This window comes from Thalassolituus oleivorans MIL-1 (genome assembly GCF_000355675.1).
Taxonomy (GTDB): domain Bacteria; phylum Pseudomonadota; class Gammaproteobacteria; order Pseudomonadales; family Oceanobacteraceae; genus Thalassolituus; species Thalassolituus oleivorans.
Genome location: NC_020888.1, coordinates 2,074,845 through 2,098,678, shown reverse-complemented (window position 1 = coordinate 2,098,678; position 23,834 = coordinate 2,074,845). Strand labels below are relative to the sequence as shown.

Sequence of the window (23,834 nt, the reverse complement as noted above, 5' to 3'; positions counted from 1 at the left end):
AGCCGTCATTGGGCCAGCCTTGATGAGACGATGTTTACTCACTGTCATGCAGGGTAAAGCCGTCGCGAAATGGCAGTAAGGTTTTGGCATCGCGTTGATAAGCTAATATGTGTTGGCGTTCTTCTGCTAAAAAATTATCTACGGCGTCGTGGAATTGCGAATGCACTAACCAATGAGCACTGTGTGTCAGCATAGGCTCAAAGCCGCGACTGATTTTATGTTCGCCTTGAGTGCCGGGGTCGAAGTGACCGATACCTTGTTCAATACAGAATTCAATCCCTTGGTAGTAACACGCCTCGAAATGCAGAGAATCGAAGTCGTCGATGGCTCCCCAATAACGCCCATAAAGGTTGTCGTCATCGTAAAAACATAAAGCCGCTGCAATCGGCTGTTCGTCTTTATGTGCTAGCACCATCATCATTTGTGAGTTCATCGTAGATCGCAATTGTTGAAAGAAGGCTTGATTTAAATAGCCTTGCGAGCGACGGCGTAAATAGGTGATTTGATAACATTGGTAAAAGAACGCGACATGTTCAGGCGTTATTTGTTCATGGGTAAGGCGCGTCATACGAATGCCTTGTGCAGCAATTTTTTCTCGTTCTTTGCGCACGGCTTTGCGTTTGCGGCTGGTGAACTGATTTAAGTATTGGTCAAAGTCTTGATAGGCGCGATTGTACCAGTGAAACTGGCAAGCATTACGGATCAAAGAAGCTTGATTATTATCTGTCTTAAATTTTTTAACCTGTGCGAGCGTATTCGTTTCGGGGAAATTGATATGCCATCCCGATAATCGTTTTGTTAGGCAGTATTCGCTGATGGCTGCTAGAGCATCAGGCCATAGAGATTGATCACCGATTAAACGCGGCCCAGTAGCTGGGGTAAAAGGAATAGCGGCTAAAAGTTTAGGGTAGTAGGCTAATCCATTGCGCTGATAGGCATCAGCCCAACTCCAGTCAAAAACATACTCGCCGTAACTGTGCTCTTTTATGAAGGCGGGCATAGCCGCGATTAATTGCTGGTTTTCAAATGCCGCGAAGTAGGCCGGTATCCAGCCGCTGTCGTCACCAATGCATTCAGTGTTTTCGAGTGCTGCGAGGAAATCGTAGTCTAAAAAAGGATAACGAGTATCTCGTAACGCTTGCCATTGAGGGCGCGATAACTGAGTGATACTGCCTACTTGTTCGAAACTCGCCATAAATCAGTGACCTGCTGCCTGAGTACACCTATCATTAGAGCTATCATATAGGTTTTGTTGAATGTGTTTGGAGAGTGATTATGTTCCGGTTAGATGAACGCCTGCAAGGTGATACCGTATTTGTAGGTCGCTTGCCGCTATGCCAAGTGTTGTTGATGAACGATAGCCGTTATGTGTGGTTGATTTTGGTGCCTGCGCGCAATGACGTGTTTGAGTATTATCATTTGTCGGCGCAGGAGCGTGCGCAGTTGATGGAAGAATCGACTTGGGTCGCAGAAAAATTAGCCGATCATTTTGCTGCTAAATCGATGAATATTGCCGCATTGGGTAATGTTGTTCCACAGTTGCACGTTCATCATGTGGTACGGTTTGCTGATGATCCTGCTTGGCCAGGGCCTGTTTGGGGCCATAGCCCAGCAGTAAAGTACAGCGCTGAGCTGTTAGAAGCGCGTGTAGCGGAAATAAAAGATTTATTGTCGAGTCATTTTGTGTCGGATTCATACTTGGAAAACGATGAAGAAAATACGGTTTACTGGTAACAAGAGGCTTAGCTATGCGTATTTATCGCCAGTTTATGAATAATCCATTACGTAATTTTAATTATTTAATTGCGTGTGAAGAAACTGGGCAGGCTATTGCTCTTGATCCATTTAATGGTGAGGCCATGTTAGCGTTAGCTCAACAAGAAGGCTTAACAATTAAGTTGATTATAAATACGCATGAACATCATGATCATATTGAAGGCAACCCTGTTGTGCAGGCTGCAACAGGCGCTAAAATTTGGGCGCATAAGAATGCTTTAGGTAAAATTCCTAATCAAAGCCATGGATTGGTAGCAGGGGATTTTATTGACCTCGGTAGTATTCATTTAACTGTACTATTTACTCCTGGCCATACCCCGGTTCATTTATGCTTACTAGCGAAAGAAGATACTGCAGAGCCGGTACTATTTTCAGGTGATACTTTATTCAATGCGTGTGCTGGCAATTGCTATAACGGTGGTGATGTGGATGTAATGTACGATACTTTCGTATCACAGTTGATGCCACTACCCGATAGCACTTTGATATATCCCGGCCATGATTATATGAAAAATAATTTAGCTTTTGCCAGCGCTCGCGAACCTAGTAATAACATGATTAGCTATTGGCAGGATCAGGTGTCGGCATTCGCACCAGATGAAATGCCTATTATGACGTTGGGGGAAGAGCGACAATATAATCCATTTTTACGGTTGCATGAAAAATCAATTCGAGAGCAATTAGAAAGAGAATTTCCCCATTTAGGATTGAGTGATCGTGATGTATTTAAAGCATTGAGAACGATGCGTGATAAATGGTGAGGAATCAGCATAAAAAAAGCGGCTTGCGCCGCTTTTTTTATGTTTCTTTTTTCAAAGATACAAATTACAGAGTCATATCTTTCAGCTTTTTCAGCGGTAACACTTTCAAACGAGTAGTGGCTGGCTTAGCTGCAACGTCCATTGTTTCGCCCGGACGGAACGGGTTTGGAACGTTTTTACGCGCTTTTTGAGCTGGCTTCTTAATGGTCTTGATCTTCAATAGGCCTGGTAGGGTGAATTCGCCTACAGCACGCTTCTTGATGTGACGTTCAATCACGATGCCCAGCTCTTCTAAAACTGCATTCACTTCCTTACGAGTAAGGCCTGTGTTTTCAGCAATTTCATTTAGAATCTGAGTTTTGGTGTACTTGTCTTTTAAAGCAGTAACTTTGCGTGCAGCTGGAGCTGCGGCAGGTGCAGCAGTCGTCGCAGGGGCTTTTTTCACAGCCATAGTGTATTCCTTGTTATCAATATACCGGAAGAGCGTCACTCGAAAACCGAGAGGCTCAACGATTCTTATGCAAAAAAGAGAGGCGTGCAAGCGGCAAACCCCTATTTTTTAGGGCTTATGTCACCAATTAGCCCATCTTTTTTAAGAACCAAGCAAATACGTCGCTGTATTTCACTGGTACGATACGTTGAATACGATCCATGAGGCGAGCATCTGGTCCAATTAGAATGCGACGCTTACCGCCTTTGACGCCATTTAGGATCACGTCCGCGGCCTGTGCAGGAGTCGTGCGAGCCAGCTTTTCAAATTCTTTGGCTTGCTGCTCTAATGATTTGTCGCCGGTCATTGATGTTTTCATTCGACCATTGTTAACGATATTCGTTTTGATACCGCCAGGGTGCACCGTCGTGACGAAGACATTGGTGTTCTTTAACTCTTGGCGTAACGACTCCGTGAAGCCACGAACCGCAAACTTAGTGGCGTTGTAAGCTGACTGAGTAGGTAGGGCGATAATCCCGAAGATGCTTGATACGTTGACGATGGCAGCTTCTGGACGTGCTTTTAATAGCGGCAAGAAGGTTTTGGTGCCGTAAACAACCCCCCAGAAGTTGATATTTACAATCCATTCCATATCTTCATACGTCATACGTTCGACGGTTTCAGATAATGCAACGCCCGCATTGTTGATGATCATGTCAACCTGGCCATGATCTTCTAACACCTGTTCGGCATAGGCTTCAAACGCTGCTCGATTAGATACATCGAGCGTATGTAGGGTGACTTTGCCTTTGCCATGCAGAGTGCTGCGGGTTTCTTCTAAACCATTCATATTAACGTCAGATAGCGCGAGGTTTGCGCCTTGCATGCTGAGCTGTTGTGCTAATGCACGGCCAATACCTGACGCCGCGCCAGTGACAACGACGACTTTATTTGCGAATGATTGCATGAATAGATTCCTTCGAAATTCTTTGTTGTTGTGTTAGTGAAGTTGAGATGCAGACTACAGGAGCCACGGGGCATCTCAAGGTGCATTTACGTCGTAGTTCGGCGTTTTTGCTGCAATTACCCGTTTAACACCACCTTTTGTTGCAACTTGCCTTAACAGCTAGCCGTTCTATTCGCTATAATGCCCCGCTTATTTATTGATGCTCGCTGTCCTACGTTCAGGAATGTTTGTTACAGTGAGTCGCGGTCGACGCTGATACTGGGTCGAATCGCACCGAGAATATACAAGAATGCATAGGGCGCCCCTAAGGTGTTGGCCCTCAACTTATGACTACTGATGCAGGACCAAGCAATGCGCACTCACTATTGTGGTGATATCAACGAAGCTTTGATCGACCAAACCGTAACTTTCTGTGGCTGGGTGCATCGTCGCCGTGACCACGGTGGTGTGATTTTCCTTGATGTGCGCGACCGCGAAGGTTTGGTGCAGGTAGTATTCGATCCCGATACCATTGAAGCGTTTAATACTGCCGACAGTGTCCGTTCGGAATTCGTTATCCAAATCACTGGTCGTGTTCGCGCTCGCCCAGAAGGCACTACGAACGCGAATATGCGCACCGGTATGATTGAGATCTTAGGTAAAGAGATCACAATCCTAAATAAGGCCGTAACTCCGCCGTTCCCGCTAGATGGTTACAGCGATGTGGGTGAAGAAGTTCGTCTGAAATACCGCTACATGGATATGCGTCGTCCAGAGATGCAAGACAAGCTGCGTTTCCGTTCGAAAGTAACCTCATCTGCGCGTCGCTATTTAGAAGATAACGGTTTCTTAGATATTGAAACCCCGATTCTGACTCGTGCTACGCCAGAAGGTGCGCGCGATTATTTAGTGCCTAGTCGTACGCACGAAGGCTCGTTCTTCGCATTGCCGCAGTCACCACAGTTGTTTAAGCAGTTGTTGATGGTTGCTGGTTTCGATCGTTATTACCAAATTGCTAAATGTTTCCGCGACGAAGATTTGCGTGCTGATCGTCAGCCTGAATTTACTCAGATCGACGTTGAAGCTTCTTTCATTAATGAAGAAGACATCATGGGCCTTGCCCAAGGCATGATTAAGCAAATTTTTGAGAAAGAATTGAATGTGGATTTGGGTGATTTCCCACGCATGCCATTCTCAGAAGCCATGAGCCGTTACGGTTCAGACAAGCCAGATTTGCGTATTCCAATGGAATTGGTCGACGTTGCCGAATTCTTGCAAGATATCGAATTCAAAGTATTCGCTGGCCCAGCAAAAGATCCTAAAGGCCGTGTTGCAGCACTTAAAGTGCCGGGCGGTGCAGAGTTAAGCCGTAAGCAAATCGACGAATACACTAAGTTTGTTAGCATCTATGGTGCTAAAGGCTTGGCGTGGATCAAAGTTAACGAAATCGAAAAAGGTGTAGAAGGCCTACAGTCGCCAATCATCAAGTTTATCGGCGATGACAACACCATGAAAATTATGGATAAGTTGGGCGCTAAAAACGGCGACATCGTATTCTTTGGTGCCGATAGCACAAAAGTTGTAAACGAAGCGTTAGGTGCATTGCGTTGTAAAATTGGTGAAGATCTCAACATGTACACCGCAGAATGGGCGGCATTATGGGTTGTTGATTTCCCAATGTTTGAAGAGAACTCAGACGGGTCTATCTCTGCGTTGCACCATCCGTTTACTGCACCGTCATGCAGTGCTGAAGAGCTACAAAATGCGCCTCTTGAAGCATTATCTCGTGCTTACGATATGGTACTTAACGGTTGTGAGTTGGGCGGTGGTTCTATTCGTATTCATGATGAATCTATGCAGCACACAGTATTTAAAGTGCTGGGCATTAGCGAAGAAGAACAACGCGAGAAGTTCGGCTTCTTATTAGACGCATTAAAATTCGGCGCACCCCCACACGGTGGTTTGGCGTTCGGCCTAGATCGTTTGATCATGTTGTTGACTGGTGCTCAATCTATTCGTGAAGTCATTGCCTTCCCGAAAACTCAGTCGGCGGCCTGCGTTATGACACAAGCACCGGGTGAAGTAAGCAACCTACAGTTGCGTGAGTTGCATATCAAACTGCGTGAAAAAGCGAAGCCAGTGGCTGAGTAATACTCACCATTCAGCTCGTTAAATAAGAAAGGCGCCTCGGCGCCTTTTTTATTGAATTGATTTCTCAGCATCAACTCAAAGCATTAGTCGGTGTCAGACTGACTATCGTGACTTTGTCACCATTTTGAAAATCATTGGCCTAGTCGCAACAAACTGCTCACTGCCTGCGGCATTGCACTGGTTAAACGCAAACTCCTCTCGTTAAGCTCCTAAATCTTCTCCGTAGTGATGCGGGAGGACCAATAACACCATTCTCATTAAAGGGATATTTATGAACAATCCGAGATACTCTCGCCTGACGAAAGCCATATTGGCTACGACCGTCGCAGTGACCTTAGGGCAGGTTGCTAATGCCGCCGCCGACGTTGATATAGATGATGACGGCCTAATTGAAATCAGCACACTACAACAGCTCGATTTAATGCGTTACGACCTTGCTGGTACAAGCTTGGCGATAGCACAGGTTGTCCTGCCACTGGCTGTAACGGTTATGAGCTGGTTAATGATCTGGACTTCGATACTAACGGCAATGGCGTTGCCGACGCAGGTGATGAGTTCTGGAATAATGGTTTGGGGTGGACACCGATAGGTTGGATATCTCGGTATTCTATTTCAAATTTTACTGCGATATTTGAGGGAAACTCGCACACAATTTCTAATCTTTACATGTCTGGATTTAATAGTAATTACGCCGGGTTATTTAGTAAGGTAATTAACGCAGAATTTAGAAATATCGAATTGGATAGTCCAAAAATTCTAGCCAATGGAATTCAGTCTCGTAACTATGTCGGTAGTCTGGCTGGTTATGCCAAAGGCTCAATACTAAATAATATTTCAGTAAATAATATTACAGTGGAAGGGTATAGCTCTGTTGGAGGCGTTATTGGTTCTTTCAAGGATGCTATATCGGCAACGGATATAGCGGTCACTGGTACGTTGAATACCTATTCGAATACGGGGGGGATTTTTAGTTCTGCAATGGGTGTGTCTCTCGGTAGTTTATTAGTGTTAGAGAATCTTAGTTTCAATGGCACTATTTCGACAGACGACAATGCTGGAGGAGTTGCATCAATAATGAGTTTTAGCAGTCTTACTAATTGTACTATCAGTGGCGAGGTTTCTTCTTATGGTTTTAGTAATGGTGGTGTAGCTTCACTTGTAGCTGATTCAACTGTTAGCCAATGTCAAGTGCAAGCAGATGTTATGGCTAAGCAGGAAGTTGGCAGTCCATTTACAACTACATCTTATTTCACGGGTGGATTTTTTGGGGATATGAGAAGTTCGCAATTAACTCGTTCTAGCTTCACTGGGAATATTCAATCTATAGATCGTTATGTCGGTGGGGTAACCGGTGCCATTTCGGGTAGTTCAGTTATTCAAGATGTTTCTGTTAGTGGAAACATTAATGCAGATGATTGTTGTACCGGAGGAATTGTAGGGGCTGCGGTTTCTTATATCGATTACGATTTAACGTCTGTTGAAATTGATAATGTTATTGTTACAGCAACGATTAACTCGGGTGCTAGTCAGTGGGCGGCAGGCATACTAGGCTCTAATTGGGCGTCTGCTGAATTGGTTGAAAGTGCATTTAACGTAACAGATACTTATTGGGATGCTGATTTAGCCAGCGGTTTGCCAGCATCAGTCAATAATATTCCTATGGGCGGTGACGGCAAGTTAACCTTCGAACTCCAATGCCCAACAGCCCCAGGCGATGTAAGTTGTGATCCAACCATCTTCGCCGATTGGGATGCCACCGTTTGGGATTTCGGTACTTCTACCGATTATCCAGTACTGCGGTAAGGTGTTTATCTAACTAAGTGCAAACTTGGTGGATGAAAAATTAAACAGGCGCTTCGGCGCCTGTTTTTTTATGTCCATTGTTTTTAGGCTTTTCTTCTGCATTGGTACGGTTGAAATAGTCTTTGTGGTAATGTTTGCCAGTACTGCCGGAACCCTATTTAGCCTCGGCGGTTATTCTCATCTTAAAGAGGAATGATAATTATGAAACACACCGTATTAGCTCTTATCATGGGCACAGCATTAGCTTTGCCTGTATACGCCGACGATTCTAAGCAATTGACGCCAGAGCAAGTCGAAGCGATTAAGCAAAAGCGTGATGAAATGCATCCTGAAATGAAAGGCAAAAAGGCCGAGATGGATGCTAAGAAAGCAGAAATGGATAGTAAGCGCGCTGAGCTAGAAGCTCGTAAAGCAGAACGCGAATCCATGGAGAAAAAGAAAGCTGAGTTGGATGGTAAAGCTGGCAAAAAAGCCGAGATAGAAAAAACAAAAGCTGAACGTGATGCAAAACGCGCTGAACTTGAAGAGCGTAAAGCTAAGCGTGAAGAAATGGATTCAAAACGTGCAGAGCTTGAAGATCGTAAGGCTAAGCGCGAAGAAATGGACGCAAAAAAGGCTGAGCTTGAAGAGCGTAAGGCGAAACGCGAAGAAATAGAAGCTATGGAAAAGAAGCGTGCTGAAGTAGAAGATCGTGCTAAAAACGAAGCTGCACCTGCGAAAGAAGCTGCAAATAAAGCAGAGAAAGAAGAAAAGAAAGAGAAAAAATGGTGGCAGTTCGGTGAATAATGACTGAATTATCATCCAATAAAAAACCCGCATAATGCGGGTTTTTTATGGTTCAAAATCGTTCAGTAATTACTGAGCTTGATAATCGAACATAGAGAACCAGCTCTCCGCTACATGAGAGTCGTGCTCTGCACCATTAAAGTAGCTTTCTGCGGCTTGGTTATCTTTTAGCTGCACTTCTAAGAATGCAGTTACTAGAGTGCGGAACTTAGCTTTTTGATCTGGGTTGCTGCTGCCGAACCAGTCAAAGTGGCTAGCACCAGTATAAATTGCCAAACCTCGCTCGATATTGGTTGGCAATGAGGCGTAGAAAACATCGCTGTAGTAGGCGAGTTCGTCGTTTTCACTGCCTAGCACCAGCATTGGCTCTTGAATGTTTTCGTATGAAGGTGAGTATTGACCTAACCAAGGTGCTAGTGCGATAGCGCTCTTATAGCCAGTTCCCATTTCTCCGGCTGCTAATAATACGCCGCCGCCGCCCATAGAAAAGCCCATAAGGTTACGGTTATCAAGATCAATTTCGCCTTTGATAGGGCTGCCAGTGCGGCTATTTTCAGTTGCCAACATGTCAAAACCACCATGTTGTGCTGTTGCCCATACTGGTGGAAATCCTAAAGTGTTAGTTGGTGTCATGGTGATAACAACGTAACCATGAGTGGTCAGATGCTCAGACAGCCATTCCATTTGTTCTTTAGTATTAGTAAAGCCGCCAGTTAACGTAGTGGCAGGGTACGGGCCATCATTCAGATCGCAAGGATAAGTAATACGCGCAGATGCGTAGCTACTAGAAGCGATGCCGTCTTCGTATGAGCATATTTCGTAGCTACCTGGATTAGTTAAGTCTTGAGCGGTTGGATCTGTGGGTTCTGTTGGTGCACCGCCACCAAAACAACCTTGAAGGAGCGCTGCACACGCAATCGGTGCAATACGGAAAGCGGTTAAATATTTCATACCTGACCCTGCTATTTTTATAATTAGTAGGGCCAGAATACGGATCTCAAGTGTGACGTCATTCGCTTTTTTCGACTTTTTCTAAAGTAGTCCCATCGGGGTACATAATTGGCCATATATGACGATGAATCACAGAGTTTCGGTGATCATTAGGTATCAATAGGAGCGATGGCGAGTTCCGTTCGATACCCTAATGAGCTATCTGATGTCACCGCGCAAGGACAGTACACGTTCTTGTAAATATTCTGGTGACGCATCCATGGGCTGAACTTGGTCGCCTGCAATCAGCTCTACTCGTGACCAAAAGCGACGCGGCATGCGGGTGAGGGCTGGGCTACCTTTATGGCTGAAAAAGCTGCCCCATAAACCACGCAATGCCATAGGTATAACGGGCACGGCATCACTTTCCAAAATTTTGCTTACACCATTACGGAAAGTGTCCATTTCTCCGGTGGTTGTCAGCTTTCCTTCTGGAAATATACACACCACTTGGCCATCACGTAATTCTTCAGATATGCGTTGGAACGCCATTTCATACGCTTCTGGATCGGCTTTCTTGGAGTCTATTGGTATGGCTTTGCCAGTACGGAAAATAAAGTTGAGAACGGGGATGTTAAAAATGGGCTTAAACATTACAAAGCGAACAGGGCGTCGACAAGCCCCGCCGATAATTAAGGCATCCATAAACGAGACATGATTACACACGAGTACGCATGGGCCTTCTTGCGGAATTTTATGCAAGTCGGTATGAGTAACACGGTAAATAGTATGGGTGATCATCCAGATTAAAAAGCGCATCGCGAATTCTGGAATCACGGTATATATGTAGATAACAACCAGAGCATTCAGTACTGCCAGCAAGGCGAAGAACTCAGGAATGCTCCAATCAAATATACCTAACAGTACAAAGGCGGTTGCTGCTGAAAGTACCATAAATAGAGCGTTCATAATGTTGATCGCGGCGATTGTCCGCGAACGATGTGCTTCTTCCGAACGCTCTTGCACCATGGCGTATAACGGCACTATGTAAAAGCCGCCAAAAATACCGATCAGGGCAAAGTCAGCGATGACGCGCCAAGCACCCGCCTGGCTAATAAATGTCTGAGCATTAATAAGCTCGGTTCCGGCCGCGATAAGTGGATGGAAATATAAATCCAAGCCGAAAATAGTTAATCCGATAGAGCCAAACGGTACTAGTCCGAGTTCCACTTTATGCCCAGATAAACGTTCACAAAGTAGAGAGCCTAGGGCGATACCGATAGAGAAGGTGGCGAGAAGAACGGTCACTACACTTTGATCACCGCCAAGGTTTAAACGCGTAAATCCATAGAGTTGCGTTAGGTAGGCCGCACCTAAAAACCAAAACCAAGAGATTGCCATAATGGCTAAAAAGACGGGTTTATTAGTGCGACTAAAAGCAACCGTCCGCCACGTTTCGGTAAAAGGATTGAAGTTGATTTTAATATCATTACCTAACGACGGCGCACTAGGTATCTTACGGCTAGTGATATACCCCAGTAAGGCGATAGCGATAATAATGGCGCCAATAATCTCTGGACCTTGGTCGCTGATAGCGAACAGGCCTGCTGTAATCGTGCCGAGAAGAATCGCAAGGAAAGTACCCATTTCTACCAAGGCATTGCCGCCCACTAATTCATCGGAACGCAAGTGCTGAGGAATAATGCTGTATTTCGCTGGGCCAAAGAAGGCCGACTGTGTGCCCATTAAAAATAGCAACAGCATTAAGCCCCATGTATAACCCATTAAGAAACAAGCACTGCCAAGAATCATAATGACGATTTCAAGCAATTTGACGTAGCGAATTAAATGAGACTTCTCATACTTGTCAGCCAATTGTCCTGCCAGCGCAGAGAACAAAAAGAAGGGCAAAATAAAGAGGAGGGCACCAAGATTATTCATCAAGTTAAGATCGAGTCCCGAGCTTAATAAGCCGAAGGTCACCATGGCCATCAACGAATTCTTAAACACGTTATCGTTAAATGCGCCTAAAAACTGGGTCCAGAAGAAGGGGGCAAAACGACGAGAGCCCAATAGAGCGAATTGCGAATGTTCGCGCGGGGCAGGATTGTTGAGTGGCTGTTTGTTTTGGCCTTCCATGTGCGTTCCTTGTGAAATTGTTATTAGCTAACCAGATTATCTATCTTACGTTGCTTCCTGTCAGTAGGCTTATTTGTCAGGGGTATTTGCAGCGAGGTGCAAATCAATTTGTTGAGCCTGATAGCACCAAAGTATGTGTTCGTCGGTTTCGCTGCGGAAACGTCTTGTATAAGTATGTTGGAACGGCGTTTCCAGAACATTGTGTTGAATGAATTGAACCTCGCCTTTCTCATCTTGCTCTCGCCAGCAAATCATTCCAGCTTTGTCTTTATAGAACAGCAAGTCTCCTAAATTCCAGCCTAATTTAGGAGTTTCTTGCACTGAAATATCGTTATTCGTGCGGATGCGTTCAATGGATGCAGAAATTGAAAATTTGTCATTTTTCCATTCGAGATTTTGCAGGTCGGTTGGGTAATTTAACGGGTTACCACGGCGATCCGTATGCTGAAGTCGAATAATAAGTTGATAATGGAGCATGATGCGCGCACTGAATTTGAGTAAGGCGACATTATATCAGTTACAGATCCGGCCACCCACCGACACTGGCGGTTATGAACCTTGGCCCAACGTGCAAACCTGCTTAAATGGTTCTCAGTGAATAACAAAAAATTAGCTTTAAGGTATTTCTATGAATCTCATTGGCAAAATTGTTCTCGTAACCGGCGCAGGCAGTGGTATTGGTCGTGAAACCGCCAAAGCCTTTGCAAAGGAAGGGGCTAAGCTCGTGCTATGTGATATCAAACCCGAAGCCGTGGCCGAAACTGCGGATCTTATCGGTAGCGCGGTGGTTCTTACTGACGTTGTTGATGTTGCGAGTAAGAATTCGATGAAAGCGTTTGCTGAGCGGGTATCTGCAGAAGTCGGCGTTGTCGACGTATTGGTGAATAATGCCGGTGTTGGCTTAGCCGGTGGTTTACTGGATGTATCGGAAGAAGACCTTGAGTGGGTGATGAACATCAATCTTTGGGGAGTAATGCACGGCTGCAAACAGTTTGTACCGAAAATGGTAGAGCGTAAGCAGGGTGGGCATATCGTTAATGTCGCATCGGCTGCCGGTTATTATGCGTCTGCGGGTATGTTGGGATACAACACATCCAAATTTGCAGTATTTGGTTTTACTGAGGCGTTGCGTGAAGATATGCGTCCATTCGGTATTGGCGTTACTACCGTATGCCCGGGGGTTGTACATACCAATATTATTAATGAAACCCGTATGGCGGGGGCGGCTGATGAAGCAGGCATTCGCAATAAAATTGATAAAATTTATGCCAAACGCGGTTATGGCCCCGATAAAGTTGCTGCGGCGATTGTTAAGGCCGTGAAAAAGAATAAAGGTATATTACCGGTCACTCCGGAAGCTTGGGTAATGTACGTTATGAATCGCATTTCCCCTGTATTTTCGCATTGGCTATTTGGCAAAGTGGAACGTGCTTCAACTCCTGAAACAGCAGGATCTTCGTTTACACATCCGCAATATAAACGCTGACTAAAGCATGAAGTGCTGCCATTCTGACAGCACTTCTATTTCTACCGGACTTACTCGTTATTGCTTAATATTCAATTCGTAGCGACTCAATAATTCCTCATTTGTGCCAACGTCTTTTCGTATGGTCTCGAGATATTTGGCCGCTGACTTATCACCCTTTAAATACAGATCAAACCAAGCAATTGCCATGGCTTTATAGCTTTCACGATTGGTGGTGATTTCTGCCCGATACCATTGTTGATGACGACCGTTACGATAAACAGCCAGCGCATTATCAACTCCAGCGCTGGTCACTCGGCCGTAGATCTCTTCAATAGACTCGTTGGTTACGAGTAAGTCACGATCTCCCGCAAGAATCATGGTGGGTACTGCAACGTTTACTTTTAAGCGATCTTCCGCTTTCAAAAATGGTGCAAAGGCCGCTAATGCTTTAACGTCTTTTTGCAGTTCACTACCGGCTAGTAGGGTCCCGCCACCGCCCATGGAGAAACCAGCGATGCCGCGGCGTTCGATATCGATTTTGCCTTTTAATGGGCTGTCGATTCGGTTGTTTTCTGCGATGAGTGTTTTTTGTCCGCCAAGATGAGCCGCTGTCCATTGCGGTACGTCGCCGTAGATATCAATTGGGGACATTGCGAGTACAACGTAACCTGCGTCGGCCATTGCTTCGGCCATCCATTGAAGATTCCGATAAGTATTGTTGTAGCCTGCAGTAAGGGTGGTTGCAGGTGTTGGCGCCGATAGCTCACATGGGTAAAAAAATACGGCCTCTTTATAGGCTTCGGTAGCGGGCATTTCGTGTTGGCAAGTCTGAGCCAGAGCTTTTACCTGAATTGAACTTAGAATGAGTGCTAGCAGTAATCGTATAGGCAGACGTGTAAATTGGGTTGTCATACGTATTCCATCTTTTTATTGTTTTTAAGTAATGATTTATATGAAACCTAAACGGCTTGAAGAAGAGTTGCAACTTTCTATTCATAATAAAAAAGCCCGCTAGTTTCCTAGCGGGCTTTTTACTTTTATTTCAGGCTAGCTGAGATAAAAGAGGGCAGTCTTACTTATCTGAAGCAATCAGAGCAGTGGCTCTAGCTGTTGGCGGCGATAATATCGCGCAACACCATCGGCAGAATGCCCTTGTGGCGAATCTGCTCAAGCTCCGATGAGGTATCCACGCGCGACAGTAGCTCGACCTGTTCGGTTGAACCGTCAGTCCGCTTGATCGTCAGCGTCACAGAGCCACGTGGCGCCATAGTATCAATGCCCGCCAGATCAAAAGTCTCAGAGCCATTCAGGTTCAGAGAACCCAGCGTCACGCCTTCTGGCAATTGCAGTGGCAGTACACCCATGCCGACTAAGTTGGACTTGTGAATACGCTCAAAGCTCTCGGCAATAATCGCTTTCACACCCAACAGCGCCGGGCCTTTTGCAGCCCAGTCCCGTGATGAACCCGTGCCATACAGCTTGCCGCCGAATACGACGGACGGCGTGCCTTCCTGCTGATAGCGGGATGCGGCATCGTAGATCGACATCTTCTCCGCGTCGCCGTTAGTGTTGTAGTAATTCGTCACCGCCCCTGTGGTGCCCGGCAGCATCAGGTTTCTTGCTTTGACGTTACCGAAGATACTGCGCAGCATAACGTGGTGATTACCGCGACGTGCGCCGAGGGAGGTCAGATCATTAGCATCAACGCCGATCGACAACAGGTACTCTCCCGGTGGTGAATCCGGGCGGATGCGGCTCACAGGCGAGATATGGTCGGTAGTGGTGTTGTCATCACACATCACCAGCATACGTGCGTTGCTGATGTTGTTCAGTGAATCTTCTGGTGTCTCCAGAGCGAAACCATCGAAGAAAGAGATTTCCTGAATGTAGCTGGATTTTTCGTCCCACTGATACACCGGGCCGGTCGGTGATTCCAGCGTCTGCCAGGTCTCCGGGCCAGCGAGTGAGTTTTCGTAGGTTTCACGGAAGGCTTTCGGGTCCATGCATTCGTGCATGGTTTGCGTGATTTCCGCGTTGCTCGGCCAGATATCTTTCAGGAATACATCATTGCCCTGAGCGTCTTTGCCCAGCGGCTCTTTAGTGACATCAATATTCACATTACCGGCGATGGCCATAGCAACGACCAGCGGCGGCGACATCAGGAAGTTGGTGTCGACATCTGGGTGGACGCGGCCTTCGAAGTTACGGTTACCGGATAACACGGAAGACACAATAACGTCGTGGTCACGCAACGCCGCTTCAATACTCGGTGCCAGTGGGCCAGAGTTACCAACACAGGTCGTACAGCCGTAACCTGCGGTGTTAAAACCGAGGGCATCGAGGTGCGCCTGCAACCCAGCTTTGGTTAAGAAATCGGTTGCCACCGGTGACCCTGGGGCAAAAGAGGTTTTTACACCATCGGGCACTTTCATGCCCAGTTCATTGGCTTTTTTCGCCAGCAAGCCTGCGGCAATCAACAGACCCGGGTTGGAGGTGTTGGTGCAGGCGGTAATCGCCGCGATCACAATATCGCCGTCTTTCAGAGTACGCTCCGGCAGCGATTGGAAGATACCGGCTTCGTCAGCCTTAACAGGCGTGACAGTGACTTCTTCCGGGGTGCGCGAGCCAACCGTTGCTGTCTGTTGGAATACTTTGCCGATATCGCCCAAAGGTAGACGGTCTTGCGGTTTTTTAGGTCCGGCAACGGAAGGCTCAACTGTCGATAAATCAAGGTGCAGCAGGTCAGTGTAGCGCGGGAGTTTCTGGCCAGCTTTCCACGCCATGTTCTGCGCCTGATAGTAGGCCAGCGGCAAGTCGCCATCACGGCCAGTCGCCTTCATGTAATCAGCGGCGATTTCATCAAACGGGAAGAAGCCCATGGTCGCGCCGTATTCTGGTGACATGTTGGCAATGGTCGCGCGGTCAGGCAGTGACAGATTAGCGCTGCCTTCACCCACGTATTCAACGAATTTGCCCACAACACCGCGCGGGTATTTACGCAGCATTTCGGTGATGGTTAATACTAGGTCGGTTGCGGTCACGCCTTCTTTCAGAGCGCCCGTCAGCTCAACACCAATCACTTCTGGTGCCAGCATCTGCATTGGCTGGCCCAGCATGGACGCACCGGCTTCAATACCACCCACGCCCCAGCCAACAATACCCAGCGCGTTGGCCATTGGGGTGTGGCTGTCCATACCGATGAGCGTATCCGGGATCATAAGGTCATCTTGATTGAGGTAGCCCTGAGCCAGATACTCCAGATTCACCTGATGCACGATGCCCGTTTGCGGCGGAATAATACGAATAGTATTGAACGCCTGCGCCCCCCATTTGAGAAAGCCATAACGCTCTTTGTTGCGTGCGGCTTCCAACTCGCCATTAATGCGCAGCGACGCCGGGCTGCCGGTGTTATCCATAGTCACCGTGTGGTCGATCACCAGATCAGCACGCACCAGAGGCTCAATGATCGCTGGATCAAGACCCATACGCTGTACCGCAGAGCGCATCGCCGCGAAATCGACGATGGCTGGCGTACCACTCAGATCGTGCATGATCACACGACCCGCCGTGAACGGAATCTCTACCGGCTCGGTGCCCTGATGCGCTGGCCAGTTACCCAGAGCCTGCAGCTGCTCAACCGTGATGCCGTTTTTGCCGACATTACGAGCGATGCCCTCAAGAATCGGGCGCAGAGAGAAGGGCAGTTCATCGAGATTGATACCTAAGCGCTCTGCCGTCTCTGGCAGGCTGTGAAAACGATGGGACGTGCCTGGCAGAGTCTTGATCGAGCTGGATGGGTCAAAATTAGTGGCTGATGTCATGCTGGGTACCTAGTGAGAACAGGGTGTGCCGGAAGCTTATGAATTGTCAGCAATTTTAGCGACATGAGGGGGTAAATCAAGGTTTGCGAGCGCCGGTTGGGCGGGATTGTATACAACTTTGCGTAATTCAAGCGTAAACGTCAGCACTCTTTGTGTCAGGGAGCGGGTGATAGTGCTATAAAATATCGCAGCCCACGACCAACCCCCTCCGACCGTACGCATTTCTTGGCGAGTAAGTCACCCAAATCACGGGTCGCGGTGGCCTTGGAACATTTGCCTAGCGCGGCGTATTTTTGCGCGCTTATCCCGTTAGGGAAGCCTTCTTTCCCAGCTTTGAATACCTTGTTTAAAACCGTCTTCTGACGCTCTGACAACTCCGTATTCTTGTGTCGCTGCCAGAAATCGGTTTTCTCAAATATCGTCGCTACCTTATCTGCGGCTTCTCGTTGTGCAGCCATCAGGGTTTGGATAAACCAGCTGAGCCAGGCAGTGATGTCGAGCACGGCAGGGTCATCCAGTTCAGACGTGTCGCAGCAACTTGCGGCATTCAGTTGGCGATAATATTCCTTTTTGCTCTTTTCTATATGTGTCGACATGCTGAGTATGACTGGCATGCCCAGGTCTTGCGCAAGGGCATATTCGATGATGGCACGGCCGATACGGCCATTACCGTCATCAAACGGGTGAATAACCTCAAACCACAAATGCGCGATGCCGGCGCGAATCACGCCCGGCACTTGCTGGCTGTCTGGATTATTAAACCAGTTCAGGAACTCAGCCATTAACTCATCGAGATTCTGAGCGGCCGGTGCCTCGTAGTGCACTCGCTCATATCCAACCGGCCCAGAAACGATCTGCATGGGCTCTGGGCTATCACGCCATTGGCCTACAGTGAGTTCGTTGTGCAGGATATTGTCTTCAAAGCCTGCGAGCACCATACGGTGCCAGTTGAACAGCATCTCTTTGCTGAGTGGCTTATTGAAATGTTTGCGCACGTCCACAAGCAGCGCCGCCATTCCCTCGGCTTTAACGTCAGCGACGTTGATGGGATTAGGGGTCAGGTTCAGATAGTTCTGTAATGAGGAGCGCACACTGGTCGGGTTCAGGCTCTCACCCTCAATCAGGCTGGTATTGATCGCCTCATCCACCATAAGATCCAACTGAGCGGCGATAGAGTCCCTCTGATCCGTCTGCGACAGGCGGCCGGACAGCTGGGAGGCTTGCTTGGCGTATTGGTAAGCCAGAGCTGATAGCTTGCTGCTGTCGTAGCTGAAGCTGGGCCAATGTTTGTGTTGCCAGATGTAGTTCATGGACTGCCCGGGTGGTTGTGTTGTGCCTTGTTTATAGTGCTATGAGCCGCAAATTTCACATTTGCGGCTCATTATTGTTGGTTATTTGAGCCGTAAAGGCAAGTTTTGCGGCTCAAGCAGTTTTCTGCATGAGCTGAGAATGGTAGCTTTGTGGCTGATTATGGAGCTAAACGCTATTAGGGTAAGCTGGGTGTCGGTAGGAGGTAGAACCCGAGAAGCAAGAAACCAAGGCAGATTATCTTTATATCAGGCTGTGAGGGACAGACTATGAGCAATGAAAAAGTCAAAAGCGTGGCGGAGAAGCGGAGTGAGATGAAAGCCGAAACGATTCAGGGTGCCATCAAGCGGACAAAGCAGCTTATCCGCAACAATAACGCAGACAATCTTGAAGAGCCGGAGGGGCTCGCGTCGGGGGATATGAAAAAATTTCTGAGTGGCCCTGACGAATATGAAAAGGATGATAAAGATGACTAATATAAAAGATTCCAGCCAGGTGTCAGAGCAGGATAAGCAGCTGAAGCCTCTTGCTGGTGAAATCGATGCCAAAGATGCAAAAATAAAAGTATTTCTGGCAATGCAAAAAGCGAAAAATAAAATTTAAAAAATAGCAGCTTTTAAAATTTTCAGTCAGTTTTTCTGCAGTATATGAAGATGATGGGTTGGTCTGAATTACGCCGACTGTTCAAAGCTGGTACAAACCTGCCGGCCTATCAATTGTCAACAGTCTCTTACTATGACCGTCCATGTAATTCAGCAGTCTACCTTGATACTAAAAATGTATTAATGGTCATGGTGCTCTATAAATAAAATTCGAACTACATGATTAATTCCATGGTGGCTTTATCAAACCTTAACTCTTTAAGGTCTTTTTGGGATATTCTAAATTGAAGACAGTCCAAATCTCCGAATCCCCACATCATCGTATCATCAAAACCAAGTTGTAAAAGAAGAATTGAATCTTGATATGAACCTTCATCATAAGTCCTAGCTCCATCGGGTATACCATAGCCAAGCACTTGGTGAGGCTGACGGCAACTTACTTTTATATAGCTCTCAATTCTCTCTAACTCAATCTTGTTAAATGTTGATGTGCCATTTGCTGTTAGATCAATTAACCAATTACGAGCTTCGGGAAAGCTTGAAATTGATGTTTCAATAGCAATGCGTATTTTAAATAGAACTTTCGATTTAGAAGTGTTATGTACAGAAGAAAGATAACTATTAGTTACCCAATTTTTGAATTCGGAAGATATATTTCTAGGTACTTTCTGATCAAACTTCTGGAGTTTTGATTGATAAAGCCAGTTATCAGTTTCTTTTTGCAGTTCTAATAATAACTGATAATTTTCGTTTACTTCTTGAAGTTGATTCCCTCTTTTAAGCTCCTTTGTTAATACTGTGCAGAAAAACTCTATATGTAACCAAGCTTGTGGCCAATTTTCTACAAAAGTACCTTTTTCAATTCGGTTGCCCATATATTCGATTTGCCCAACGAGCCATTGAGGTAAGTTTTCCCGTCCAACTACTTCGTAAATTGATAGGTCGGTTTTATATTGGTGCTCAAAGCAATTTATTTTGTATGTTAAGTCTATTTGATCTGAAATGATTCTGTCTTGTTCATCCCGTCTGTCATCCCGGTTTTCTTCATTGTAGCTATAGATTGGGTTGCCAATGTCTTTAAATTTTACTGGGGATATTTCATATTTTGGGAAGCAAGCTCTTGGATAAGATTCAATGACCTCTTTATGACGGAAAAGAAAAAGCCCCGTCATCATCATCTCATCGTTAAATGAAGGTAGCATTTCAATCGTAGGTAAAGTTATTTCATTGCAGATTGAGTCAGAATAAACAACACAGACAGGATAGGGGCGGGCACGTTCATCAAACGTTATGTCGTAAAAAAAATATAAAATGCCTGCTTTTGGGAGTTCTTCTTGTGTTTCACTTAAGTCGGCTAAATTAATTTGAGCAAGAAAAGGGAGTTGTACTACTTTTCCTGAGTACATGGTCGTCGGCCATTTAATATTTTTAGGTAAAGTTGGATATCCACCAAAATAACTAAGCTTTCCAGTGTTAAAAATAGACTTAAGTAGAAAGAACGCATCTTTACCAAATTTAGAAATATACTCGTCTTTACTATAAGTCATCTGAAGCTCCATCTCATTTTTATTACATAATAATGCAGTGTTTCTGGTTGTCACAATAACAAAAAAACCGGCGCCTCTTTCGAGTGCCGGTTTTTTATTTGCTTAGCCCGCTGCCTCAACCTGAAGATCAGGGCAGCGGGCTATTTCCCTCAAAAGCTTAAACAGCTTTCAGAGGGATCGCTGGACGCGCTAGATCTTTAGAAGGTGGCGCGAAGCTAGTTAGGTTAATACCGTCTACTGCTTCTTTGTACTCTTCTAACGTCGGGAAGCGACCTAGGATACAAGAAAGCACAACCATTGGTGTTGAACCTAGTAGTGATTCACCTTTCTTCTCGGCGCTGTCTTCTACTACACGGCCTTGGAAAAGACGGGTAGAGGTGGCAAGAACAGTATCACCTGCTTCTGCTTTCTCTTGGTTACCCATACATAGGTTACATCCAGGGCGCTCTAGGTACATGATGTTTTCGTACTTAGTACGTGCTGCTTCTTTCGGGTTGGCATCAGAGAATTCGAAACCAGAGTATTTCTCTAGTAGTTCCCAATCACCTTCTGCTTTTAGCTCATCAACGATGTTGTAAGTTGGCGGCGCGATCACAAGCGGTGCTTTGAAGCTGATTTCTTTGCCTTGTTTTTCCATGTTACGGAACATTGCAGCGATGATTTGCATGTCGCCTTTGTGAACCATACAAGAACCAACGAAACCTAGGTCAACTTTACGGTCGTTGTAGTATGACGCTGGACGGATAACATCGTGGGTATAACGCTTAGATACGTCTTCGTTGTTTACGTCTGGGTCAGCAATCATTGGCTCGTCGATTTGGTCTAAATCAACCACGATTTCAGCGTAGTACTTAGCAGTATCGTCTGGCGCAAGCGCTGGCTCTTCACCAGACTTGATGCCGGCAATACGCTTGTCAGCTAGGTCGATTAGACCTTGTAGCATGCCCGCTTCGTTTTCCATGCCTTTGTTGATCATGATCTGGATACGTGACTTAGCAAGCTCTAGAGACTGAATTAGAGTCTCGTCAGTAGAGATACAGATAGACGCTTTCGCTTTCATCTCTGCAGTCCAGTCAGTGAAGGTGAATGCTTGGTCAGCCAGTAGCGTACCGATTTGTACTTCGATGACACGACCTTGGAATACGTTTTCGCCACTGAATTGCTTAAGCATTTGTGCTTGAGTTGAGTGAACAACATCACGGAAATCAATGTGGTCTTTCATGTGGCCTTTAAAGGTCACTTTTACAGACTCAGGGATTGGCATGGCACATTCACCAGTCGCAAGTGCGATGGCAACCGTACCAGAGTCAGCACCGAACGCGACACCCTTAGACATACGAGTATGAGAGTCTCCACCAATGATGATTGCGCGATCATCAACAGTGATGTCGTTCAATACTTTGTGGATTACGTCGGTCATTGAGTGGTAAACGCCTTTCGGGTCACGTGCAGTGATTACGCCGAATGCGTTCATGAATGCCATCAGTTTAGGCGTGTTGGCTTTCGCTTTGTTGTCCCATACAGAGGCTGTGTGACAACCAGACTGGAATGCACCATCAACGTCTGAAGAAATAGTAGAAGCAGCCATGGCTTCTAGTTCCTGACAGGTCATTGGGCCAGTGGTGTCTTGAGAACCTACGATGTTCACTTTAACGCGAACGTCAGAACCTGTGTGTAGAGGAGTCTTAGACTTAACACCCACTGCGTTGCGGTTGAAGATTTTTTCAACAGCCGTCAGGCCTTGGCCTTCAATAGAGATTTCTTTAGAGGCAGCGTAAACAACCGGCGCTTCAATGCCCAGAGTTTCAGCAGCGAAGGTTTGCAGTTTCTTACCGAAGGTTACTGCGTAAGAACCGCCAGCTTTCATGAATTCCACTTTTTGTGGAGTGAATGCTGATGCAACGTCTACCAGTACATTGCCTTCGCTGTCGAGCAGCTTCTTGGCTTTGGTGTCGATGGTCAGAACGGTACCTGTCTTAACAGAGTAGGCTTCTTCCAATACTGGGTCGCCATTTGCGTCTTTTACTAGGTTACCGTCCGCATCTACTTTCTTAACCCAGTTTTTCAGGTCAAGACCGATACCGCCGGTTACACCAACCGTGGTCAGGAAGATAGGTGCGATACCGTTGGTTCCAGCAACCACAGGGCGGTTGTTGATGAACGGGATGTATGGAGAGGTTTTTTCACCGGCCCACAGTGCCACGTTGTTCACACCAGACATACGGGAAGAACCTACGCCCATGGTGCCTTTCTCAGCGATCAGCATCACTTTAGCGTCTGGGTTGTCTTCGCCCATTTTTTTGATTTCTTGCTGAGCTTGCGGAGAGATCATGCACAGGCCGTGCAGTTCACGGTCAGCACGTGAGTGTGACTGGTTGCCCGGAGATAGAAGGTCAGTAGAGATGTCACCTTCTGCAGCGATGTAGGTGATGACCTTAACTTGCTCTGGAATGTCGTCCAGCTTGGTGAAGAATTCCGCTTTCGCGTAGCTTTCTAGAAGATCTTTCGCAATGGCGTTGCCTGCTTTAAATGCAGCAGATAGGCGCGCATAGTCAGCATCGTATAGGAATACTTGAGATTTAAGTACTTCACCAGCGGCTTTTGCGTTCGCGTCGTCAGACAGGGCGATGTCGAGTAGCGCTTCAACAGAAGGGCCGCCTTTCATGTGAGACAGTTGCTCTAGTGCGAATTCAGCAGAGATTTCTTCTACTTTTTCTTGACCAAGAACGATCTCTTTTAGAAATTTAGCTTTAACAACCGCTGCAGGGGTAGTACCAGGCAGAGTGTTGTAGATAAAGAAGTTAAGAGAAGCTTCGCGGTGCTCATTGCCGGTGTCTTTAATTTGGGCAATGATTTCAGATAGCAGTTCTTCGCTATCGATTGGTTTTGGGTGTAAACCCAGATCCTTTTTACGAACCTCAATTTCTTCCAGATATTCTGAATACAGACTCATTAGCGACCCTCTCAAAGCCTCAGTAGCAACGTATGGGCACTTTAGTCAGCAACGAGGGATAGTGTTTCGTTCTGACTAAGTACCATTAAGTATGAAGGTAGTTTTCTGAACAGACGATCAGCCTATGCAGGGATCTACCTTTTTTAAGATAGCATGCAGTATACAGCAATAATGGCGTCAGGCGCATTAGTCCCCTTGATGTGCATCATTCATAAAAATAATGAGTGTCAGGTCTAATATTTCTCCGGCTTATCTGAGCATTCGGCTGCGGCTGACATGATTATCAGGGGCTTTCTGCTGTTTGTTTTTGCTGTCTTTGGGCGTGTATTAGCCGGGGAGGTACGGCTTAGTTGCGCCTCTTGTGGTACGCCCTGGCTGTCTTGAATTTTGTTGTCCGGAATTTGGCATAAATG

At 46.4% G+C, this 23,834-nt stretch carries 20 protein-coding genes; 9 read left to right on the top strand and 11 right to left on the bottom strand.

What is annotated here, in order from left to right:
• Positions 1–34: 34 nt before the first annotated feature.
• Positions 35–1,195, bottom strand: a complete 1,161-nt coding sequence (locus tag TOL_RS09525) for a GNAT family N-acetyltransferase (protein ID WP_015487106.1) — start codon at positions 1,193–1,195, stop codon at positions 35–37.
• An 80-nt stretch (positions 1,196–1,275) separates the two neighbouring features.
• Between TOL_RS09525 and TOL_RS09520 the strand changes: the two genes are divergently transcribed.
• A complete protein-coding gene (locus tag TOL_RS09520) occupies positions 1,276–1,734 on the top strand; it encodes an HIT domain-containing protein (RefSeq protein WP_015487105.1) in 459 nt (152 codons plus the stop codon).
• A gap of 14 nt (positions 1,735–1,748) precedes the next feature.
• The gene (locus tag TOL_RS09515; protein ID WP_015487104.1) at positions 1,749–2,537 is read left to right on the top strand and encodes a hydroxyacylglutathione hydrolase; all 789 of its coding nucleotides are present in this window, start codon (positions 1,749–1,751) and stop codon (positions 2,535–2,537) included.
• A 64-nt stretch (positions 2,538–2,601) separates the two neighbouring features.
• Here TOL_RS09515 and TOL_RS09510 read toward each other — a convergent pair whose 3' ends face one another.
• Positions 2,602–2,988 (bottom strand): HU family DNA-binding protein, encoded by a 387-nt coding sequence (locus TOL_RS09510; RefSeq protein ID WP_015487103.1) that lies wholly within the window; start codon positions 2,986–2,988, stop codon positions 2,602–2,604.
• 127 nt (positions 2,989–3,115) lie between these two features.
• The gene (locus TOL_RS09505) at positions 3,116–3,934 is read right to left on the bottom strand and encodes an SDR family NAD(P)-dependent oxidoreductase (protein WP_015487102.1); all 819 of its coding nucleotides are present in this window, start codon (positions 3,932–3,934) and stop codon (positions 3,116–3,118) included.
• Positions 3,935–4,285: 351 nt separating this feature from the next.
• Here TOL_RS09505 and aspS point away from each other — a divergent pair, with 351 nt between their 5' ends.
• The 4 genes from aspS to TOL_RS09485 all read left to right on the top strand — a co-directional run bounded on the left by aspS (position 4,286) and on the right by TOL_RS09485 (position 8,653).
• Positions 4,286–6,064, top strand: coding sequence for an aspartate--tRNA ligase (gene aspS / locus TOL_RS09500; RefSeq protein ID WP_015487101.1), 1,779 nt, complete (start codon positions 4,286–4,288; stop codon positions 6,062–6,064).
• 271 nt (positions 6,065–6,335) lie between these two features.
• A complete protein-coding gene (locus tag TOL_RS09495) occupies positions 6,336–6,653 on the top strand; it encodes a hypothetical protein (RefSeq protein ID WP_015487100.1) in 318 nt (105 codons plus the stop codon).
• A 77-nt stretch (positions 6,654–6,730) separates the two neighbouring features.
• Complete coding sequence (locus TOL_RS09490; protein WP_015487099.1) at positions 6,731–7,867, top strand: hypothetical protein; 1,137 nt, start codon at positions 6,731–6,733, stop codon at positions 7,865–7,867.
• Between the two features lie 201 nt (positions 7,868–8,068).
• Complete coding sequence (locus tag TOL_RS09485) at positions 8,069–8,653, top strand: hypothetical protein (RefSeq protein WP_015487098.1); 585 nt, start codon at positions 8,069–8,071, stop codon at positions 8,651–8,653.
• 69 nt (positions 8,654–8,722) lie between these two features.
• On the opposite strand, the gene TOL_RS09480 is transcribed toward TOL_RS09485, so the two are convergent.
• The 3 genes from TOL_RS09480 to TOL_RS09470 all read right to left on the bottom strand — a co-directional run bounded on the left by TOL_RS09480 (position 8,723) and on the right by TOL_RS09470 (position 12,199).
• Complete coding sequence (locus TOL_RS09480) at positions 8,723–9,604, bottom strand: poly(ethylene terephthalate) hydrolase family protein (protein WP_015487097.1); 882 nt, start codon at positions 9,602–9,604, stop codon at positions 8,723–8,725.
• Between the two features lie 198 nt (positions 9,605–9,802).
• Positions 9,803–11,722 carry an MFS transporter gene (locus tag TOL_RS09475; protein WP_015487096.1) on the bottom strand — a complete coding sequence of 640 codons (1,920 nt, stop codon included), beginning with the start codon at positions 11,720–11,722 and terminating at the stop codon, positions 9,803–9,805.
• Positions 11,723–11,791: 69 nt separating this feature from the next.
• Positions 11,792–12,199, bottom strand: a complete 408-nt coding sequence (locus TOL_RS09470; RefSeq protein ID WP_015487095.1) for a hypothetical protein — start codon at positions 12,197–12,199, stop codon at positions 11,792–11,794.
• 151 nt (positions 12,200–12,350) lie between these two features.
• Between TOL_RS09470 and TOL_RS09465 the strand changes: the two genes are divergently transcribed.
• On the top strand, positions 12,351–13,208 hold the full coding sequence (locus TOL_RS09465) for an SDR family NAD(P)-dependent oxidoreductase (RefSeq protein ID WP_015487094.1): 858 nt from the start codon (positions 12,351–12,353) through the stop codon (positions 13,206–13,208).
• Between the two features lie 57 nt (positions 13,209–13,265).
• Here the strand turns inward: TOL_RS09465 and TOL_RS09460 are convergent, their stop codons facing one another.
• The 3 genes from TOL_RS09460 to TOL_RS09450 all read right to left on the bottom strand — a co-directional run bounded on the left by TOL_RS09460 (position 13,266) and on the right by TOL_RS09450 (position 18,321).
• On the bottom strand, positions 13,266–14,102 hold the full coding sequence (locus TOL_RS09460) for an alpha/beta hydrolase family protein (protein WP_015487093.1): 837 nt from the start codon (positions 14,100–14,102) through the stop codon (positions 13,266–13,268).
• A gap of 191 nt (positions 14,103–14,293) precedes the next feature.
• Positions 14,294–17,011 carry an aconitate hydratase AcnA gene (gene acnA, locus TOL_RS09455; protein WP_015487092.1) on the bottom strand — a complete coding sequence of 906 codons (2,718 nt, stop codon included), beginning with the start codon at positions 17,009–17,011 and terminating at the stop codon, positions 14,294–14,296.
• A 155-nt stretch (positions 17,012–17,166) separates the two neighbouring features.
• Positions 17,167–18,321, bottom strand: coding sequence for a Fic family protein (locus tag TOL_RS09450; RefSeq protein WP_015487090.1), 1,155 nt, complete (start codon positions 18,319–18,321; stop codon positions 17,167–17,169).
• Positions 18,322–18,588: 267 nt separating this feature from the next.
• On the opposite strand from TOL_RS09450, the gene TOL_RS09445 reads away from it, so the two are divergent.
• Together TOL_RS09445 and TOL_RS19425 are read left to right on the top strand one after the other, a co-directional pair.
• The gene (locus TOL_RS09445; RefSeq protein WP_015487089.1) at positions 18,589–18,795 is read left to right on the top strand and encodes a hypothetical protein; all 207 of its coding nucleotides are present in this window, start codon (positions 18,589–18,591) and stop codon (positions 18,793–18,795) included.
• The gene (locus tag TOL_RS19425) at positions 18,788–18,922 is read left to right on the top strand and encodes a hypothetical protein (RefSeq protein WP_015487088.1); all 135 of its coding nucleotides are present in this window, start codon (positions 18,788–18,790) and stop codon (positions 18,920–18,922) included. Before TOL_RS09445 ends, TOL_RS19425 begins: the two co-directional genes overlap by 8 nt.
• Before the next feature lie 214 nt (positions 18,923–19,136).
• On the opposite strand, the gene TOL_RS09440 is transcribed toward TOL_RS19425, so the two are convergent.
• Together TOL_RS09440 and TOL_RS09435 are read right to left on the bottom strand one after the other, a co-directional pair.
• On the bottom strand, positions 19,137–20,468 hold the full coding sequence (locus tag TOL_RS09440; RefSeq protein ID WP_015487086.1) for a DUF1963 domain-containing protein: 1,332 nt from the start codon (positions 20,466–20,468) through the stop codon (positions 19,137–19,139).
• A 157-nt stretch (positions 20,469–20,625) separates the two neighbouring features.
• Positions 20,626–23,421: a bifunctional aconitate hydratase 2/2-methylisocitrate dehydratase gene (locus TOL_RS09435; protein WP_015487085.1), complete on the bottom strand. Its 2,796-nt coding sequence runs from the start codon at positions 23,419–23,421 to the stop codon at positions 20,626–20,628.
• Positions 23,422–23,834 lie beyond the last annotated feature (413 nt).

What these genes read in the sequence shown, in the direction of transcription:
- TOL_RS09475 (WP_015487096.1), bottom strand. Translation starts at nt 11,722, where the DNA reads ATGGAAGGCCAAAACAAACAGCCACTCAACAATCCTGCCCCGCGCGAA.
- TOL_RS09520 (WP_015487105.1), top strand. Translation starts at nt 1,276, where the DNA reads ATGTTCCGGTTAGATGAACGCCTGCAAGGTGATACCGTATTTGTAGGT.
- TOL_RS09495 (WP_015487100.1), top strand. Translation starts at nt 6,336, where the DNA reads ATGAACAATCCGAGATACTCTCGCCTGACGAAAGCCATATTGGCTACG.
- TOL_RS09450 (WP_015487090.1), bottom strand. Translation starts at nt 18,321, where the DNA reads ATGAACTACATCTGGCAACACAAACATTGGCCCAGCTTCAGCTACGAC.
- TOL_RS19425 (WP_015487088.1), top strand. Translation starts at nt 18,788, where the DNA reads ATGACTAATATAAAAGATTCCAGCCAGGTGTCAGAGCAGGATAAGCAG.
- TOL_RS09440 (WP_015487086.1), bottom strand. Translation starts at nt 20,468, where the DNA reads ATGACTTATAGTAAAGACGAGTATATTTCTAAATTTGGTAAAGATGCG.
- TOL_RS09445 (WP_015487089.1), top strand. Translation starts at nt 18,589, where the DNA reads ATGAGCAATGAAAAAGTCAAAAGCGTGGCGGAGAAGCGGAGTGAGATG.
- TOL_RS09480 (WP_015487097.1), bottom strand. Translation starts at nt 9,604, where the DNA reads ATGAAATATTTAACCGCTTTCCGTATTGCACCGATTGCGTGTGCAGCG.
- aspS (WP_015487101.1), top strand. Translation starts at nt 4,286, where the DNA reads ATGCGCACTCACTATTGTGGTGATATCAACGAAGCTTTGATCGACCAA.
- TOL_RS09515 (WP_015487104.1), top strand. Translation starts at nt 1,749, where the DNA reads ATGCGTATTTATCGCCAGTTTATGAATAATCCATTACGTAATTTTAAT.
- TOL_RS09510 (WP_015487103.1), bottom strand. Translation starts at nt 2,988, where the DNA reads ATGGCTGTGAAAAAAGCCCCTGCGACGACTGCTGCACCTGCCGCAGCT.
- TOL_RS09465 (WP_015487094.1), top strand. Translation starts at nt 12,351, where the DNA reads ATGAATCTCATTGGCAAAATTGTTCTCGTAACCGGCGCAGGCAGTGGT.
- TOL_RS09435 (WP_015487085.1), bottom strand. Translation starts at nt 23,421, where the DNA reads ATGAGTCTGTATTCAGAATATCTGGAAGAAATTGAGGTTCGTAAAAAG.
- TOL_RS09460 (WP_015487093.1), bottom strand. Translation starts at nt 14,102, where the DNA reads ATGACAACCCAATTTACACGTCTGCCTATACGATTACTGCTAGCACTC.
- TOL_RS09525 (WP_015487106.1), bottom strand. Translation starts at nt 1,195, where the DNA reads ATGGCGAGTTTCGAACAAGTAGGCAGTATCACTCAGTTATCGCGCCCT.
- TOL_RS09490 (WP_015487099.1), top strand. Translation starts at nt 6,731, where the DNA reads ATGTCTGGATTTAATAGTAATTACGCCGGGTTATTTAGTAAGGTAATT.
- TOL_RS09470 (WP_015487095.1), bottom strand. Translation starts at nt 12,199, where the DNA reads ATGCTCCATTATCAACTTATTATTCGACTTCAGCATACGGATCGCCGT.
- TOL_RS09505 (WP_015487102.1), bottom strand. Translation starts at nt 3,934, where the DNA reads ATGCAATCATTCGCAAATAAAGTCGTCGTTGTCACTGGCGCGGCGTCA.
- acnA (WP_015487092.1), bottom strand. Translation starts at nt 17,011, where the DNA reads ATGACATCAGCCACTAATTTTGACCCATCCAGCTCGATCAAGACTCTG.
- TOL_RS09485 (WP_015487098.1), top strand. Translation starts at nt 8,069, where the DNA reads ATGAAACACACCGTATTAGCTCTTATCATGGGCACAGCATTAGCTTTG.